At 62.0% G+C, this 14,162-nt stretch carries 18 protein-coding genes; 12 read left to right on the top strand and 6 right to left on the bottom strand.

The features are described 5' to 3' along the window. The first annotated feature begins 61 nt into the window (after nt 1-61). Nucleotides 62-2,089 carry a TRAP transporter permease gene (locus MKS85_RS13840; RefSeq protein WP_047227697.1) on the top strand — a complete coding sequence of 676 codons (2,028 nt, stop codon included), beginning with the start codon at nt 62-64 and terminating at the stop codon, nt 2,087-2,089. After that, nucleotides 2,086-2,466 (top strand): DUF1850 domain-containing protein, encoded by a 381-nt coding sequence (locus MKS85_RS13835; RefSeq protein ID WP_107322309.1) that lies wholly within the window; start codon nt 2,086-2,088, stop codon nt 2,464-2,466. The genes MKS85_RS13840 and MKS85_RS13835 overlap by 4 nt, the downstream gene beginning before the upstream one ends. Nucleotides 2,467-2,581: 115 nt before the next feature. On the opposite strand, the gene MKS85_RS13830 is transcribed toward MKS85_RS13835, so the two are convergent. Both MKS85_RS13830 and MKS85_RS13825 read right to left on the bottom strand, forming a co-directional pair. Continuing rightward, complete coding sequence (locus MKS85_RS13830) at nt 2,582-3,673, bottom strand: SMP-30/gluconolactonase/LRE family protein (protein ID WP_188251549.1); 1,092 nt, start codon at nt 3,671-3,673, stop codon at nt 2,582-2,584. Nucleotides 3,674-3,770: 97 nt separating this feature from the next. Continuing rightward, on the bottom strand, nt 3,771-4,901 hold the full coding sequence (locus MKS85_RS13825; protein WP_188251548.1) for a sensor histidine kinase KdpD: 1,131 nt from the start codon (nt 4,899-4,901) through the stop codon (nt 3,771-3,773). A gap of 299 nt (nt 4,902-5,200) precedes the next feature. On the opposite strand from MKS85_RS13825, the gene MKS85_RS13820 reads away from it, so the two are divergent. Further along, entirely contained in the window at nt 5,201-6,172 is a 972-nt protein-coding gene (locus MKS85_RS13820; protein WP_188251547.1) for a DMT family transporter, read from the top strand. A 56-nt stretch (nt 6,173-6,228) separates the two neighbouring features. On the opposite strand, the gene MKS85_RS13815 is transcribed toward MKS85_RS13820, so the two are convergent. Genes MKS85_RS13815 through MKS85_RS13805 form a run of 3 tightly spaced genes read right to left on the bottom strand, consistent with a single transcriptional unit; the run spans nt 6,229 to nt 8,693 of the window. Continuing rightward, nucleotides 6,229-6,861 carry a DUF5074 domain-containing protein gene (locus MKS85_RS13815; protein ID WP_107322306.1) on the bottom strand — a complete coding sequence of 211 codons (633 nt, stop codon included), beginning with the start codon at nt 6,859-6,861 and terminating at the stop codon, nt 6,229-6,231. A gap of 34 nt (nt 6,862-6,895) precedes the next feature. Next, complete coding sequence (locus tag MKS85_RS13810) at nt 6,896-8,122, bottom strand: helix-turn-helix domain-containing protein (protein WP_188251546.1); 1,227 nt, start codon at nt 8,120-8,122, stop codon at nt 6,896-6,898. A gap of 37 nt (nt 8,123-8,159) precedes the next feature. Next, nucleotides 8,160-8,693, bottom strand: coding sequence for a cysteine hydrolase family protein (locus MKS85_RS13805; RefSeq protein ID WP_076385459.1), 534 nt, complete (start codon nt 8,691-8,693; stop codon nt 8,160-8,162). A 201-nt stretch (nt 8,694-8,894) separates the two neighbouring features. On the opposite strand from MKS85_RS13805, the gene MKS85_RS13800 reads away from it, so the two are divergent. Next, nucleotides 8,895-9,329 (top strand): GNAT family N-acetyltransferase, encoded by a 435-nt coding sequence (locus MKS85_RS13800; protein ID WP_310662960.1) that lies wholly within the window; start codon nt 8,895-8,897, stop codon nt 9,327-9,329. 177 nt (nt 9,330-9,506) lie between these two features. Here the strand turns inward: MKS85_RS13800 and MKS85_RS13795 are convergent, their stop codons facing one another. Beyond that, nucleotides 9,507-9,857 (bottom strand): hypothetical protein, encoded by a 351-nt coding sequence (locus MKS85_RS13795; RefSeq protein ID WP_047227705.1) that lies wholly within the window; start codon nt 9,855-9,857, stop codon nt 9,507-9,509. Nucleotides 9,858-9,999: 142 nt separating this feature from the next. Here MKS85_RS13795 and MKS85_RS13790 point away from each other — a divergent pair, with 142 nt between their 5' ends. From MKS85_RS13790 to MKS85_RS13755, 8 genes are all read left to right on the top strand, one after another. Continuing rightward, nucleotides 10,000-10,260: a hypothetical protein gene (locus MKS85_RS13790; RefSeq protein ID WP_047227706.1), complete on the top strand. Its 261-nt coding sequence runs from the start codon at nt 10,000-10,002 to the stop codon at nt 10,258-10,260. A gap of 2 nt (nt 10,261-10,262) precedes the next feature. After that, nucleotides 10,263-10,598: a DUF6388 family protein gene (locus MKS85_RS13785; protein WP_076385463.1), complete on the top strand. Its 336-nt coding sequence runs from the start codon at nt 10,263-10,265 to the stop codon at nt 10,596-10,598. A 91-nt stretch (nt 10,599-10,689) separates the two neighbouring features. After that, nucleotides 10,690-11,082, top strand: a complete 393-nt coding sequence (gene tusD, locus MKS85_RS13780) for a sulfurtransferase complex subunit TusD (protein WP_256228968.1) — start codon at nt 10,690-10,692, stop codon at nt 11,080-11,082. Next, nucleotides 11,082-11,444, top strand: a complete 363-nt coding sequence (tusC, locus tag MKS85_RS13775; RefSeq protein WP_310662959.1) for a sulfurtransferase complex subunit TusC — start codon at nt 11,082-11,084, stop codon at nt 11,442-11,444. The genes tusD and tusC overlap by 1 nt, the downstream gene beginning before the upstream one ends. Further along, entirely contained in the window at nt 11,444-11,737 is a 294-nt protein-coding gene (gene tusB / locus MKS85_RS13770) for a sulfurtransferase complex subunit TusB (protein ID WP_310662958.1), read from the top strand. The genes tusC and tusB overlap by 1 nt, the downstream gene beginning before the upstream one ends. After that, nucleotides 11,734-12,069 (top strand): TusE/DsrC/DsvC family sulfur relay protein, encoded by a 336-nt coding sequence (locus MKS85_RS13765; RefSeq protein WP_188251543.1) that lies wholly within the window; start codon nt 11,734-11,736, stop codon nt 12,067-12,069. The genes tusB and MKS85_RS13765 overlap by 4 nt, the downstream gene beginning before the upstream one ends. Then, entirely contained in the window at nt 12,066-13,067 is a 1,002-nt protein-coding gene (locus MKS85_RS13760; protein ID WP_310662957.1) for a glycosyl transferase family protein, read from the top strand. Before MKS85_RS13765 ends, MKS85_RS13760 begins: the two co-directional genes overlap by 4 nt. A gap of 88 nt (nt 13,068-13,155) precedes the next feature. Beyond that, nucleotides 13,156-14,160: a glutathione S-transferase family protein gene (locus tag MKS85_RS13755; protein WP_047227712.1), complete on the top strand. Its 1,005-nt coding sequence runs from the start codon at nt 13,156-13,158 to the stop codon at nt 14,158-14,160. Nucleotides 14,161-14,162: the final 2 nt, after the last annotated feature.

Below are 14,162 nucleotides of genomic sequence, written 5' to 3'. Positions count from 1 at the left end.
GATGATCGCCGTTGCACCCTCCTGGTTCGCACCTTCGATGTAGACAAGAGGCTTTCAGTTAATGAGTGAAATTCAGCACGGTCTTCCCTCCGACCCACGAGACTGGCCCAAGACGCTGTTCTACGTGGCCCTGCTGTTTTCTGTATTCCAGATCATCACCGCCGCCTTCTCCCCCATTTCCAGCCAGGTGCTGCGTGCCGTGCACGTGGGTTTCCTGTTGTGGGTAGTGTTCCTCAGTTACCCCGCCTATGGCGCAAGCCGCCCCTGGCAACCTCTGGCATGGCTGTTGTCCCTGGCCGGCGTGGCCACGGCGGTGTATCAGTGGGTGTTCGAAGCCGACCTGATCCAGCGCTCCGGGGATCTGACGTCCACGGACCTCATCATCGGTATCATTTTGATCGTGCTGGTGTTCGAAGCGGCCCGACGGGTGATGGGGATTGCCCTGCCGCTGATTTGCGGGCTGTTCCTGGCCTATGGGCTGTTCGGAGAATACCTGCCAGGCGACCTGGCCCATCGCGGCTACGGCTTCGATCAGATCGTCAATCAGTTATCCTTCGGCACCGAAGGCCTGTACGGCACGCCCACCTACGTATCGGCCACCTACATTTTCCTGTTCATTCTGTTCGGTTCCTTTCTTGAAAAGGCCGGAATGATCAAGCTGTTCACCGACTTTGCCATGGGCCTGTTCGGCCACAAGCTCGGCGGCCCGGCCAAAGTGGCGGTTGCCTCCTCTGCCTTGATGGGCACCATTACCGGTTCGGGCATCGCCAACGTGGTGACCACCGGGCAATTCACCATCCCGCTGATGAAACGCTTCGGCTACAAGGCCGCGTTTGCCGGCGGCGTGGAAGCCACCTCGAGCATGGGCAGTCAGTTGATGCCGCCGATCATGGGCGCCGTGGCGTTCATCATGGCCGAGACCATCAACGTGCCATTCGTTGAGATCGCCAAAGCAGCGCTGATTCCCGCGTGCCTGTACTTCGGCTCGGTGTTCTGGATGGTTCACCTGGAAGCCAAGCGCTCCAACCTCAAGGGCTTGCCCAAAGACCAATGCCCCAGCGCGCTGGGCGCCGTCAAAGAGAACTGGTATCTGCTGATCCCACTCGCCGTGCTGATCTACCTGCTGTTCTCCGGTCGCACGCCGCTCTTTTCCGGCATGGTCGGACTGGCACTCACCGCCATCGTGATTCTCGGCTCGGCGATCATTTTGCGGGTGTCGAGCTTCGCAATGCGCTGCGCTTTCTGGATTGCCCTGGGCATCCTGTGCGTGGGCTTTTTCCAGTTAGGCATCGGCGTCATATTCGCGGTGATCGCGGTGTTGGTGGCGATCTGCTGGTTCATCAAAGGCGCACGGGAAACCCTGACGGTTTGTCTGCACGCACTGGTGGACGGCGCACGACATGCGGTGCCGGTGGGGATTGCCTGCGCCCTGGTAGGGATCATCATCGGCGTGGTGTCGTTGACCGGTGTGGCGTCGACCTTCGCCGGCTACATCCTGGCCATCGGCAAGGACAACCTGCTGCTTTCGCTGATCCTGACCATGCTCACCTGCCTGGTGCTGGGCATGGGCATCCCGACCATTCCCAATTACATCATCACCAGTTCGATCGCCGCGCCCGCCCTGCTGGAACTGGGCGTGCCACTGATCGTGTCGCACATGTTCGTGTTCTATTTCGGCATCCTCGCCGACCTGACGCCGCCGGTCGCGCTGGCCTGCTTCGCCGCTGCGCCCATTGCCAGGGAAACGGGGCTGAAAATCAGCTTCTGGGCGGTGCGCATCGCCCTTGCCGGTTTCGTCATTCCATTCATGGCGGTCTATAACCCGGCGCTGATGCTCCAGGGCGACAGCCTATGGATGACTGCTTACATGCTGATCAAAACGATGCTCGCGGTCGGGCTGTGGGGCATGGCGTCCACCGGCTACCTGCAACAGAAAATGCCGATCTGGGAACGCCTGATGTGCTTTGCCGCCGGGGCGTTGCTAGTCGTGGCGCTGCCGCTGACCGATGAGATCGGCTTCGTGGTGGGGGCTCTGCTGATCTTTCAACACGTGTGGCGCTCGCGGCGCACCGGACGGGCCTTGGCGTGATCGGTTTGTGCCTGGGCCTGGCCGGTGCGGTCTGGGCCCAGCTTCCTGTCACTGATTTCACCCTGGCGTGGAATCACACCATCGAGAAAATCCGCTGGGAGGAAGATTACCGCGTGACTGAACAAGGCCTGGTTCTGGGCGAAGCCAGGGTCAAGGGCAACGGCGCCGGCATGGAAGTTCCGGACGGTGCCCGGTTGAAAAACGGCAGCTGGCACTATCAGCGCCAGTTGCCGCCCCTGCAACCGCTGAAACTGGGGCGAACACCCGAAGCGGGTGATTACCAGTTGTGCGTCGACGGGGCTTGCCAGCCGATGAGCCATTGGCTCGGACCGCCCAAGGCAAGTCAGCCAACGGTGGAGTTGTGGAGTTGCGGATAACCAGGTCCCCTGGTCCAAACAGAACTCTGTGGCGAGGTTTTTTTGTGGGAGCAAGCCTTGCTCCCACAACTAACCCCCTCACCACAATCAAACCCAGGGTCTGAAGGTCAGTCACTCAGGCAAACGTCGCCCCACGGGTATTCACAAACAGTGCATACAACGAGTGGCTGCCGGCCATGAACAGGCGATTACCCTCCCGTCCGCCGAAGCAGACGTTAGGGCAACGCTCCGGCAGGGAGATGTGGCCGATAGCCTTGCCCTCGGGGTTGAACACCCGCACACCGTCGAGCTTTTCCAGGTCGGCCTTGGGATCGCCATTACCGCCCCACCCGCACCAGAGGTTGCCACTCTCGTCGCATTTGAGCCCATCGATGGCCGCGTAATCCAAGCCTTCGATGTGCTTGCGCCGTTCGCCCAGGGTGCCATCGTCCTTGACCGTGATCGCCCACACCAGGCGGTTCGGCTTGGCCCGGCCTTCGACCACGTAGAGGATCTTCTCGTCTGGCGAAAAGCACAGGCCGTTGGGCCCTGCCATGTCGTCGATCACTCGGGTGACCTTGCCGGTTTCACCGTCGATGCGATACACCGCGTGGGGCTGGGCAGGGGCGACTTTATGCCCTTCGTAGTTGTTGCCGGTCTGGAACGGTGGATCGGTGAACCAGACAGAACCGTCGCGCTTGCAGGCGATGTCGTTGGGCGAGTTGAAAGGCTTGCCCTCGAAACTGTCCGCCAGCACGGTGATGGTGCCGTTGTGCTCGGTGCGGGTGACGCGCCGGCCTTCAGTCGACGTGGTGGAGCCTTCGCAGACCAGCAAGCGCCCTTGGCGATCGCGGCACAGGCCGTTGGAAAAGTTGGAGTTCTCGCGGTAAACCGACAGGCTGTCGGTGACTTCATCCCAGCGCATGATGCGGTTGTTGGGAATGTCACTGACCAGCAAATAACGACCGTCGCCCACCCACACCGGCCCTTCCGCCCAGCGCAGGCCACTGGCGAGCTTTTCAACACTGGCGTTGAACAGCCGCAGGTCCATGAAGCTGGGGTCGAGGATCTTGATCAGTGGGTCAGGGTAGCGCTGGCTCAAGGGTTCTGCCTGAGTCAGCCCGGGCAGGTTGCCCAGGGTTGCGGCGGCGGCCGAAACCACCAAGGATTTTTTCAGGAATACCCGGCGGCCCTGATGGGCAGTCGTTGCAGGTTGCGAAGCATCCATCGTGCGTCTCCGTTAATTATTATTGGACGGCGACGACAGTTTTACTCCGTGATAGGACATCGTACAAGTATGCGCTCTGCCCTGCGCAAGAAAAAATTCAGTTGCCGTGGAGCGGGATCCGTACGGTGAAGGTGGTGCCCGATCTGGCCTTGGAATGAACCTCGATAGTGCCCTTATGGGCGGATACGATGGCGGACGCGATGTGCAGGCCCAGCCCGAGCCCAGCCGCAGAGCCATACTGCATGTCACCGCTGCGCAATTGCCGGACCATCGGGTTGAAGATGCTGGCAATGGCGTCCTTCTCGATAAGCTTGCCCTGGTTGTTGATGGCAATCACCGCCGTATCCTCTTCGGTACTCAACGAAACAGTAATCGGCGCACCCTCGCTGCCATGCTGGACGGCATTGCCAATCAGGTTGGCGAACACTTGCTCCATACGCGCCTGGTCAAACAGGCCTTCAAGGGCGCCCGTCGTTTCAAAGATGATTCTGCTTTCCGGATGATAGGCCCGCGCCTCTTCCACCATGCCCTCGCAGGCCGCTACCAGGTCACCGTTGAAGCGCTGCACCGGAATGCCCGCCCCCAGTTGGGTACGGGTAAAGTCCAGCAGATCGCCGACAATCTTGTTGGCCCGTTTGACGCTGGTGTAGATGCGCGAAGAGATCTTGGTGGCTTTGGCGGGCAAGTCGCCTGCCCGCAGCAGCACTTCGGAACTCAGCAGGATCGCGCCCAGGGGGCTGCGCAAGTCATGCCCCAGAATCCCGAGGAAGATATTGCGGCCCGCATCGACGGCGCCCGAATAGCTGACCACGGACTCCGCCAGGGCCTGGTCTACGGCCTCGTTGAAGCGGATCACGTCGGACACCACTTGCTCGTGGTCCAGTTGGGTCTGCGGCATCCAGAGCATCAGCACGCTGGTGCGCAGCGCCCGGTATTCCGAAACCATCTGCTCCACCGTAAACCCCGAGGACTGGCGAATGACCGCATGGGTTTCGGCTGCAGTTTCAGCCTCTGCCGCCGGCGCATCGCCTTGGGATTTGGCGATCTGCTCCTTGACGGTTTGCGAAGTGCGCAGGTCAGCGGCAATGGTGCGCAGCATCTGCTCGGCGTGATCGCGCAGAGCCACCGAATCCATGCCATGGGAGGCGGGTGTGATGGTTTTGGCGAAGTCTTCCCACGCCTGAAGAATCGGCTCGATATTGTCGAGGATGAAATCAGCCAGGCGCATGGGTTGCTCCGCAGGAAGGAATAATCGAGGGTTAGTATCGCAACAACGCAAGGGACTGCCGGCCTCGGTTCCATTGTTGTACAGCAAACCCAGGGCGATAGGGGATTCATCGTGGCGCGCGCGCAGCTGACGCCGCACTGCATAGGCGCTTGAATGAACAGCCTTGCGCCAAAATAGGGCACTTGTCTCTTGCAACGCTATACGGTACAAATCCCTTTTGATGTTGTACGACAACCTATAACTATATTTGCCGTTCCGAAGCGTCTTGCTTCGGCGGCCTGCCTTTGAGACCCCCTGCCATGACCCGCTCCACGGCTGCACCTGACACCCCCACTCCGCTCCCTCGGCACCTCGCCGTGCTGGTTCTGCTATGCATGGGATGTGCCTTCGCCGGCAACCATGTCGCCGCCAGGGCAGCATTTGATGACGGTGCCGGGGTCTTGCTGGCGATCCTGCTGCGCTCGGGCGGCACCTTGCTGGTGCTGGCCGCAATGGTGCTCTGGCAACGCCAGAACCTGCGCCTGCCGCAGGGGGTCTGGCGCTGGCAATTGGCTCTGGGGCTGTTGATTGCCGCCCAGAGTCTGTGCCTGTATTCCGCCGTGGCTCGGGTCCCGGTCGCCCTGGCGCTGTTGGTGGGCAATGTCTTTCCGATCCTCTTGGCGTTGCTGACCTGGGCACTCGGCGGGCCACGCCCGACCGCGCGCACTGCCGCGTTGATGGGCATGATTCTGGTTGGCCTGGTGTTCGTGCTGGAAGTACCGGCCCGGCTGTCGTCGCAAGAAAGCGTCGGCCCGCAGTGGTTGCTCGGCGTGGGCCTGGCCTTCTGTGCCGCCTGCGTGTTCGCCTGCGCGCTATGGATCACCGACCACAAACTGTCCCAGGTGCGCGGTTCGGTCCGCAGCCTGCTGACCATTTTCATCGTGTTCAGCAGCGTCAACCTCGCCGGCCTGACCGGCGCCCTTCCCGGTGGCTTCGACCTGCCGGCCAGCAGCACCGGCTGGTTTGCCCTGGCGACCCTGGTGGTGCTCTATGGCACCGGGTTTATCGTGCTGTTCATTTCCGTGCCCCGCCTGGACATGCCGCGCAACGCCCCGGTGATGAACATCGAACCGCTGGCGACCCTGCTGATCGGCTGGCTGGTGCTGGACCAGATGCTCAACCCGGGCCAGGTGATTGGCGGCGCGATTGTGGTCACTGGCATCGTATTGCTGACGTATCGCAAGGTCGAGCGCATCAAGGCGCCGGTTGCAGAAGCCGCTGGACGCAGCTGAAACACATCAGCATCCATCCCCGCTGTATGGGAGCAAAAGCTGCTCCCACACACGCTTCAGGCCGGCCGACGCACCGCCCTCACCTTCGCGCTATTGCCACCGCCGCAAAAGAACCGCTCGCCGCCGTCTGACTCAAGCCCCGACACGCCAATCCCCGGCGGCATGGTCACGCTTTCCAGCACTTCTGCGGTTTGCGGGTCGATGCGCCGCAGATCGCTTTCATCGTTTTCCCAGGTGCCGTGCCAGAGTTCGCCGTCGACCCAGGTCACGCCCGTGACGAAGCGGTTGGATTCGAGGGTGCGCAGGATCTTGCCAGTGGAGGGATCGATCTGGAGGATTTTGCGCGCCTTGTACTGGCCGACCCAGAGTGATCCTTCGGCCCAGGCCAGTCCTGAATCATCACCACTATTGGGCGCCGCAATGGTAGCCAGTACCTGGCCGTTGCGCGGGTCGATCTTGCGAATGGTGTCTCCGGCGATCTGGAACAGGTGTTCACCGTCAAAAGCCGTTCCGGCGTTTGCCGGAACGTCCAGCGAACGCAACGTCTGGCCGCTGGCCGGATCGAGGGCATGCAGCTTGTCGCCGGAAGCGAACCAGACGAGCTCGCCGTCATGACTGACACCATGCACGCAATCGACGCCGGGAAAAGGGCCGTATTCACGCAGGATCTGCGCATCTGAACGTTTCATCTTGCAAGCCTCCTCGTTGGGGTGTGACTGCATCCTAACCATCGGGCAGCAGCGCGGTGAGTAACAATACCGTCGTGAATCCGGGCAGCGGTGGCGCCAGCCAGCGACAGGCCCGCCCACGCCCGACCGCCTGCACCTTGCCCGACGCGGCCAGCGTGTCGAGGGCTCGTTGCACGGTGCGCTGGCTGGCCTCCAGGGCCAGCGCCAGGGCGGAACTGGACCAGGATTGGCCATCGGCCAGCAACGCCAGCACTGCGGCGTGGGGCTCTTCTACAGGACGCGCCAGCACCACCACTTCGCCGCCCTTGCGCGGCATCAGGGCAAACCCACGCTGGGTCGCCGTCACCTCGGCCAGCGGGCGCAGCGCCACCCGCAAGCGGCCGACTTCGACCCGCAGTCGGGCGCGATGGGAATCATCCGTCAGTTTCAAGCCAAAGGCCTGGGCAACGAGGGTTTCCCTGGACACATCGGCAGGCCAGGCTTGAGCCAATTGCCTGGCGAGGGTGAACAACACCGGGCGCCTGGCAAGGGAGATCCGCAGGCTCGCCCTGTTCACGCCATTGCGACATGCGTCCACCACCAACGCGTCGCTGGACAGGAGTGCTTCAACCTCCTCAAGGGTCAGCAAGCGCTCCTCGCCCCCTGCAATCAGACGCGCCGCCGGAGCCTGCAGGACGCGCCAGGCGCTTTCGACTTCGGCAGTCAGCGCGCCAATGCCGGCTTGTCGCGCAGCCTGGGTGGCACGTTCAAGTGCCGCTCGTGCGGTTTTCGTTTGTAACCGCCGCATGGCGATGCCCGCCACCACCAGTTCGCAAGCGGCTCTGGACGGCGGTGGAAGACAGCCCGGGTCAAGGTCAACCAGCCTCGCCTCGGCCTCGTCGAGATGGCCTAGCAGCAGTAAGCGGCGGATTTCGATTGAGCGTGCGTGGGCGACGTTCGTCCGGTCGCCCTGGCGTTCAAGCACGGCCCGCGCAGCCTCCAGGCGCTTCACCGGCCAAGCCAGATCACGGGACGCCAGGGCGATCTCCCCTTCGGCCACCACGCACCGCGCCTGTGCCACGGCCTCCCGGGGCCCGAAGGCCCGAGCCGCCCGCCGCATCAGCACCCTGGCCCGCTCCAGTTCGCCCAACTGCGCCATGGCAATGCCGCGAAGCGCCAAGGCTGGGGCATCGTCACGCAGGGAAACGCGATTGAGCGCGGCCACCGGATCCCCCGCCGCCAGTGCTCGTGCTGCGGCGCTGATCAACGCATCCGATGCCATCGTCCGGTTTCCCTCGCCACAGGTTTGGGTGTCGCGATCAGAGACGGATTTCCCCCGCCGGCAGCACATCGATCCGCGACACCGCGCTGCTCAGGCGTCCCAGCCGGTTGTTGTGGTTGGCAATGATCTGCTCGGCCGCCATGCTGCCGTTGTCCACGGTGGAATGGGCGTCCGCGGCCAACACCACGTCATAACCCAGGGCATGGGCCTGGCGTACGGTGGCGTTGACGCAATAGTCGGTTTGCAATCCGCAGATCACCACGCGATCAATCATCCGCGCTTGCAGCAGCGACAGCAGGTCGGTTTGGTAGAAGGCGTCCGGCGTGGTCTTGCGTACTCGCAGGTCATCCGGTGCGGTCAACAGGCCATCGGCCAGTTGCCAGGCGCTGGAACCATAAGTCAGCGACCCCTCCAGCTCTTCGTGCTGGATCAGGATCACCGGCAAGCCGACGGCCCTGGCCCTGGCGCTGAGCTCGTTGATTGTCCGGATCATGCGTGGGCTGTCGAAACACTCCTCTTGGCCGCTGCACAGCGCGCTCTGGACATCGATGATCAGCAATGCGGTGTTCATGACGTTCCTCTTCAAAACGTGTTGGATCCCGACAACAGATTAACAACCTGGCGATCATTCCCTGTCGCGGATCGCTTCAAAACACTAGGCAGTATGGCCCGGTTTGCGTAGTACGCCTGTTCGCCGTCGCTTGGGTGACGCAAAAGCCAGGTTTGAGATAGGCTCGTGCGGCTCATCCCCCACCGCACAAGGACATTGCCGATGACGCTACGAATCGAACGTACGGACACCCCCACCGCAGAAGACCGCGAGGCGATCCTCGTCCCGCTGCGCGCCTACAACACGGCCATGACCGGCGGGACGGTGCCTGAGTTGGTCGCCTGGCTGGTGCGCGACGAACACAGCGGCGAAACCGTGGGCGGGCTCTACGGTCGAGTGTTCTTTCAATGGTTTTATATCGAGTTGCTGGTGGTGCCGGAACAGGCCCGTGGCCAGGGCACCGGTTCGACGTTGATGCAGATGGCCGAAGACTTTGCCCAAGAGAAAAACTGCGTGGGCATGTGGCTGGACACCTTCGACTTCCAGGCGCCCGCGTTCTACAGGCAACTCGGCTTCACGGAAATCGGCCAGATCGACGATTACCCGCCGGGCCACCAGCGCTTCTTCTTCCAGAAGCGCCTGAGCCAGACCGAGTGAAATACAGGCTCTTGTGGACTTACTCGCGATAGCGGTGGGTCAACTGCGGTGATGTGGGCTGTGCCGGCCTCATCGCGAGCAGGCTCGCTCCCATATGGGTTGCGAGTGTTCACAGGATCTGCAAACGACACAAAAACCTGTGGGAGCGAGCCTGCTCGCGATAGCAGTGCAAGTGGTCTACAGACAAGTCGCCAACGCCGCCAACCGACGCTTGGCAACAAAGTCGTCATGCCGGGCGTAGTAGTTCAGCGCCGTGCCGGAAGCGCTGGTTTGCAGATCCACAAACGACTCGGCCGAGCGGGTGTACACGGTCATGCCACCCGTCTTGCCGGGTTGCAGATAGGCACCGGCATCGACGCCAAACACAGCTTCGTCCTGCCAGGAAAACTGCACACACTCGGCCACCACCTGCTGCGGCTTGTCCGAAGTCAATGTCTTATAGGGTGCTTGAGTACGGGCCTGGTTCATCGCCGAACCCGCGCAGCCAACCAGCAACGTTGCGGCCACGGCCACCATCAGCATTCGCATTGCGTTCACTCATAGAGAAAAAAACCGACTGTAGCACTGCGGCCTGGGCCTTCATGCTGCTTTACTGAAATTTATACGCGACACCGGGCGATGATTCGCGCAACCTGTCGCGCCATTGCCACTTGCCCGCGCGGAACAACCCATGACACCCAATGCCGAGTTCTACAAACCCAGCACCGAATACGCTGACAAACTGATCAGCCAGATCGGCCAGACCCCGGCCTGGATCGCCAAGCGAATCGGCGTCACCGATAAGCGGATTCGCTACATCCTCGACGGCGAACGCACCGTCAAGGGCGAAACCACGCCGATACAGATGACCTACACCGAACAGTTCGCCCTCGAATGCCTGGCCGCTGCGGCCAAGGCCAGCAAGAAACAACCCCCGGCACCCAAGGAGTGACCATGGCGGCAACCGAACAGCAACATGAACGAGCGCTGGAAAAATTTCTCGATGCACGCCCCGACCTGCGCGTCGAGCTGGACAACCTCAACCCGCTGTTGGCCCAGGCCAAGGGCGAGACCGCCGCGCAATATCGCGCCGAGCGCTTGCATGAAGCATTCGAAGCCGAGGCTGAGCACCAGGGCCTGTTCGCTTGGGAACTGACCCTGCAACTGACCGCCACCTCGCCCCAGGACTATGAAAACCAGCGCATGGAAGTCCACAAGGAGGTGGCGCAGATGGCAGGGATGGAGTGGGCGGAGTATTGCGAGTTGAATGGTCTCAAAAACCAAGGCTGAGTACTTCCTGTGGCGCTCGCCCCTTTCCTGGCAATCGCCCCCCCGTCCATAAAGCTTTATCATGGCCGCAGTTTTGCTGATCGGGTCTGTCATGAAGTTTGCCATCGCGTTGTTTTCCGCCGCCCATGCGCCCTCCTCGCGCCGCGCCCTGTTGTTTGCCCAAGCCGCGCTGGCCGGTGGGCATGAAATCGTGCGGCTGTTCTTCTATCAGGATGGCGTCTATAACGCTGCCGACAGCCTCGTAACGCCCCAGGATGAACAGGATCTGCCCCGACAGTGGCGCGCCTTTGTCAGCGACAACCAGCTCGACGGCGTGGTTTGCATCGCAGCGGCGTTGCGCCGAGGCGTGCTGAACGATGAAGAGGCCCAGCGCTACCAGCGTTCGGCGGTCAGCGTCGGCGCCCCTTGGGCCTTGTCCGGCCTGGGCCAGTTGCACGATGCGATCCAGGACGCCGACCGCTTGATCTGTTTTGGAGGCGCGTAATGGCCAAATCCTTGTTACTCATCAGCCGCCAGGCTCCCTGGTCGGGCCCCGGGGCCCGGGAAGCGCTGGACATCGTGCTGGCCGGCGGCGCGTTCGACCTGCCCATCGGCCTGCTGTTTCTCGACGACGGCGTCTTTCAGCTCGCCAACGGCCAGAACGCCAAGGCGCTCCAGCAAAAGAACCTGAGCGCGAACTTGCAGGCGTTGCCCATGTTTGGCGTCGAGGACCTCTACGTTTGCGCCGACAGTGTCGCCGAACGTGGCGTCGCAACCGCTGCCCTGGCGTTGGACGAGCTGAAAATACTCAGCGCGCCGCAGATCGCCGCGCTCATTGATCGTTATGACCAGGTGATCACCCTCTGATGTCGACTTTGCATGTGTTGTCTCATTCCCCCTTCGGCGATAGCCGCTTCGCCAGCTGCCTGCGGGTACTGGGCGAGCAGGACGCACTGCTGCTGTGCGGCGACGCGACATACGCCTTGCGAGCCGCCACGGTGCCGTTTGCAGAACTGCAGCGCAGAGGCCTGAAGCTCTTCGTGCTTGGCGAAGACGCACAAGCCCGGGCACTGGACATTCCGCAATGGGCCGAGGCCATCGACTACACGGCGTTCGTCGCGCTGTCGCTCCACCATGACAAGGTCAACACCTGGTTATGAACGTGCTGAACGTGGGCCAACGCGCCATTGCGCTGGACAAGGACGGCTACCTGGCCGATCTCAATGACTGGTCGGCCGAAGTCGCCACGGCCCTGGCGGCCGCCGAAGACATCCAGTTGGGCCCCGAGCACTGGGAAGTCCTCGAACTGCTGCGCGGCTTCTATAACGAATTCCAGCTCTCCCCCGCGACCCGGCCGCTGATCAAGTACACGGCGCTGAAACTGGGCGCCGACAAGGGCAACAGCCTGCACCTGAACCGATTGTTCAAAGGCACCCCCGCCAAACTCGCCGCCAAGCTGGCGGGCCTGCCCAAACCGACGAACTGCTTATGACCGACTTCCCACCGCTGACCCTTGAGACCCCGGCCGAACATCCGTTCGCCCAATTCGTGCGCATCCTCGGCAAAGGCAAGCGCGGCGCCCGTGACCTGACCCGCGAAGAAGCGCGGCAAGCCATGGGCATGGTGCTGGACGAGCAAGTCGAGGACACCCAGCTCGGCGCCTTCCTGATGCTATTGCGGCACAAGGAAGAAAGCGCCGAAGAAATGACCGGTTTTACCCAAGCCTTGCGTGAGCGCCTGCAGACCCCGGCGTTGGCGGTGGATCTGGACTGGCCGACCTACGCCGGCAAGAAGCGTCATTTACCGTGGTACCTGCTGGCGGCCAAATGCCTCGGGCAGAACGGTGTGCGGATTTTCATGCATGGCGGCGGCGCGCATACGGCGGGCCGGCTTTACACCGAGCAACTGCTTGGCTTCCTGAACATCCCTCTGTGCCGCGACTGGGAGCAAGTTGGCGCAGCGCTGGACGACGGTGGCCTGGCCTTCATGCCATTGGTGGACTGGGCACCGCAGATGCAACGGATGATCGACCTGCGCAACACCCTGGGCTTGCGTTCGCCGATCCATTCCCTGGCGCGGATCCTCAACCCCCTGGGCGCCCGTTGCGGGCTGCAAAGCATTTTCCATCCGGGCTACCAGGCGGTCCACCGCGATGCCAGCGGTTTGCTGGGAGACACCACCATCGTGATCAAGGGCGACGGTGGCGAGATCGAGATCAACCCGGACGCCGACAGCCACCTGTATGGCACCCGCGACGGTGTGAGCTGGGATGAGGAATGGCCGCGACTGGCCGAACAGCGCCACGTCAAACCGCAAAGCCTCGACCCTGAGCACCTCAAAGCCATCTGGCGAGGCGATGTGGAAGACAGCTACCCGCAACTGGCGCTGATCGCCACCATGGCCCTGGCCTTGCGCGGCCTGGGTCTGGCTCGGGAAGACGCGTTAGAGCAAGCCCGCCAATACTGGGCCGCGCGGGATCGATCGATTTAACCGATCATCAACGCCCAACCTTTGCGCTTTTTGTTCGAACCTATGGGAATAGACTCCTCTCCAACGTTTATTGGTAGAGGAGATCGAGATGGGTTTGTTAGTCGAAGGTCGCTGGCAGGACCAGTGGTATGAAAGCAAGGACGGCACCTTCCAGCGTGAACAGGCGCAACGCCGCCATTGGATCACCGCCGACGGCAGCGCCGGCCCCACGGGCGACAGCGGGTTTGCCGCCGAGTCCGGGCGCTACCATTTGTATGTATCCCTGGCCTGCCCCTGGGCCCACCGGACGCTGATCTATCGCAAGCTCAAAGGCCTGCAAGACCTGATCGATGTCTCGGTGGTCAGCTACCTGATGCTGGAAAACGGCTGGACCTTCGACAAGCGCCATGGCTCCACTGGCGACAAACTCGATCACCTGGATTTCCTGCACCAGCGCTACACCGCCGATACGCCGCACTACACCGGTCGCGTCACCGTGCCAGCGCTGTGGGACAAACGGCAACAACGCATCGTCAACAACGAATCAGCGGAAATCATCCGCATGTTCAACAGCGCCTTCGACGGCTTGACCGGAAACGACCTGGACCTCTACCCCGAGCACCTGCGCAACGATATCGATGCATTGAACGAACGCATTTACCCGGCAGTGAACAATGGCGTGTACCGCGCCGGGTTCGCCACCACTCAGGCGGCCTACGAAGAAGCGTTCGATGGTTTGTTCACTGAGCTGGACCGCTTGGAAGCATTGCTGCAAACCCGACGCTACCTGGCCGGTGAATACCTGACCGAAGCCGATATCCGCCTGTTCACCACCATCATCCGCTTTGACGCGGTGTATTTCGGCCATTTCAAATGCAACCTGCGGCGCATTGCGGATTATCCGAACCTGTCGAACTGGTTGCGGGAGTTGTACCAGTGGCCGGGGATTGCCGAGACTGTGGACTTCACCCATATCCAGCGCCATTACTACGGCAGCCACAAGACCATCAACCCCAACGGAATCGTGCCCAAGGGGCCGGAGCAGGACTTCAGGGTTGCCCATGATCGGGAGCGGTTGAGTGGGAAAGGGATTTGGCGGGGGGTTGAGAACTGATC

It is taken from the genome of Pseudomonas sp. JL2, from assembly GCF_031570495.1.
Lineage (GTDB): Bacteria > Pseudomonadota > Gammaproteobacteria > Pseudomonadales > Pseudomonadaceae > Aquipseudomonas > Aquipseudomonas rhizophila.
This window is presented reverse-complemented; position numbering and strand designations above follow the sequence as displayed.

Bases quoted from the DNA above. Each gene is read 5' to 3' on its own strand.
- MKS85_RS13805 (WP_076385459.1), bottom strand. From the start codon at position 8,693: ATGAACACCGCATTGCTGATCATCGATGTCCAGAGCGCGCTGTGCAGC.
- MKS85_RS13785 (WP_076385463.1), top strand. From the start codon at position 10,263: ATGGCGGCAACCGAACAGCAACATGAACGAGCGCTGGAAAAATTTCTC.
- MKS85_RS13795 (WP_047227705.1), bottom strand. From the start codon at position 9,857: ATGCGAATGCTGATGGTGGCCGTGGCCGCAACGTTGCTGGTTGGCTGC.
- MKS85_RS13790 (WP_047227706.1), top strand. From the start codon at position 10,000: ATGACACCCAATGCCGAGTTCTACAAACCCAGCACCGAATACGCTGAC.
- MKS85_RS13760 (WP_310662957.1), top strand. From the start codon at position 12,066: ATGACCGACTTCCCACCGCTGACCCTTGAGACCCCGGCCGAACATCCG.
- MKS85_RS13840 (WP_047227697.1), top strand. From the start codon at position 62: ATGAGTGAAATTCAGCACGGTCTTCCCTCCGACCCACGAGACTGGCCC.
- MKS85_RS13825 (WP_188251548.1), bottom strand. From the start codon at position 4,901: ATGCGCCTGGCTGATTTCATCCTCGACAATATCGAGCCGATTCTTCAG.
- MKS85_RS13765 (WP_188251543.1), top strand. From the start codon at position 11,734: ATGAACGTGCTGAACGTGGGCCAACGCGCCATTGCGCTGGACAAGGAC.
- MKS85_RS13755 (WP_047227712.1), top strand. From the start codon at position 13,156: ATGGGTTTGTTAGTCGAAGGTCGCTGGCAGGACCAGTGGTATGAAAGC.
- MKS85_RS13830 (WP_188251549.1), bottom strand. From the start codon at position 3,673: ATGGATGCTTCGCAACCTGCAACGACTGCCCATCAGGGCCGCCGGGTA.
- MKS85_RS13820 (WP_188251547.1), top strand. From the start codon at position 5,201: ATGACCCGCTCCACGGCTGCACCTGACACCCCCACTCCGCTCCCTCGG.
- tusD (WP_256228968.1), top strand. From the start codon at position 10,690: ATGAAGTTTGCCATCGCGTTGTTTTCCGCCGCCCATGCGCCCTCCTCG.
- tusB (WP_310662958.1), top strand. From the start codon at position 11,444: ATGTCGACTTTGCATGTGTTGTCTCATTCCCCCTTCGGCGATAGCCGC.
- MKS85_RS13800 (WP_310662960.1), top strand. From the start codon at position 8,895: ATGACGCTACGAATCGAACGTACGGACACCCCCACCGCAGAAGACCGC.
- MKS85_RS13815 (WP_107322306.1), bottom strand. From the start codon at position 6,861: ATGAAACGTTCAGATGCGCAGATCCTGCGTGAATACGGCCCTTTTCCC.
- MKS85_RS13810 (WP_188251546.1), bottom strand. From the start codon at position 8,122: ATGGCATCGGATGCGTTGATCAGCGCCGCAGCACGAGCACTGGCGGCG.
- tusC (WP_310662959.1), top strand. From the start codon at position 11,082: ATGGCCAAATCCTTGTTACTCATCAGCCGCCAGGCTCCCTGGTCGGGC.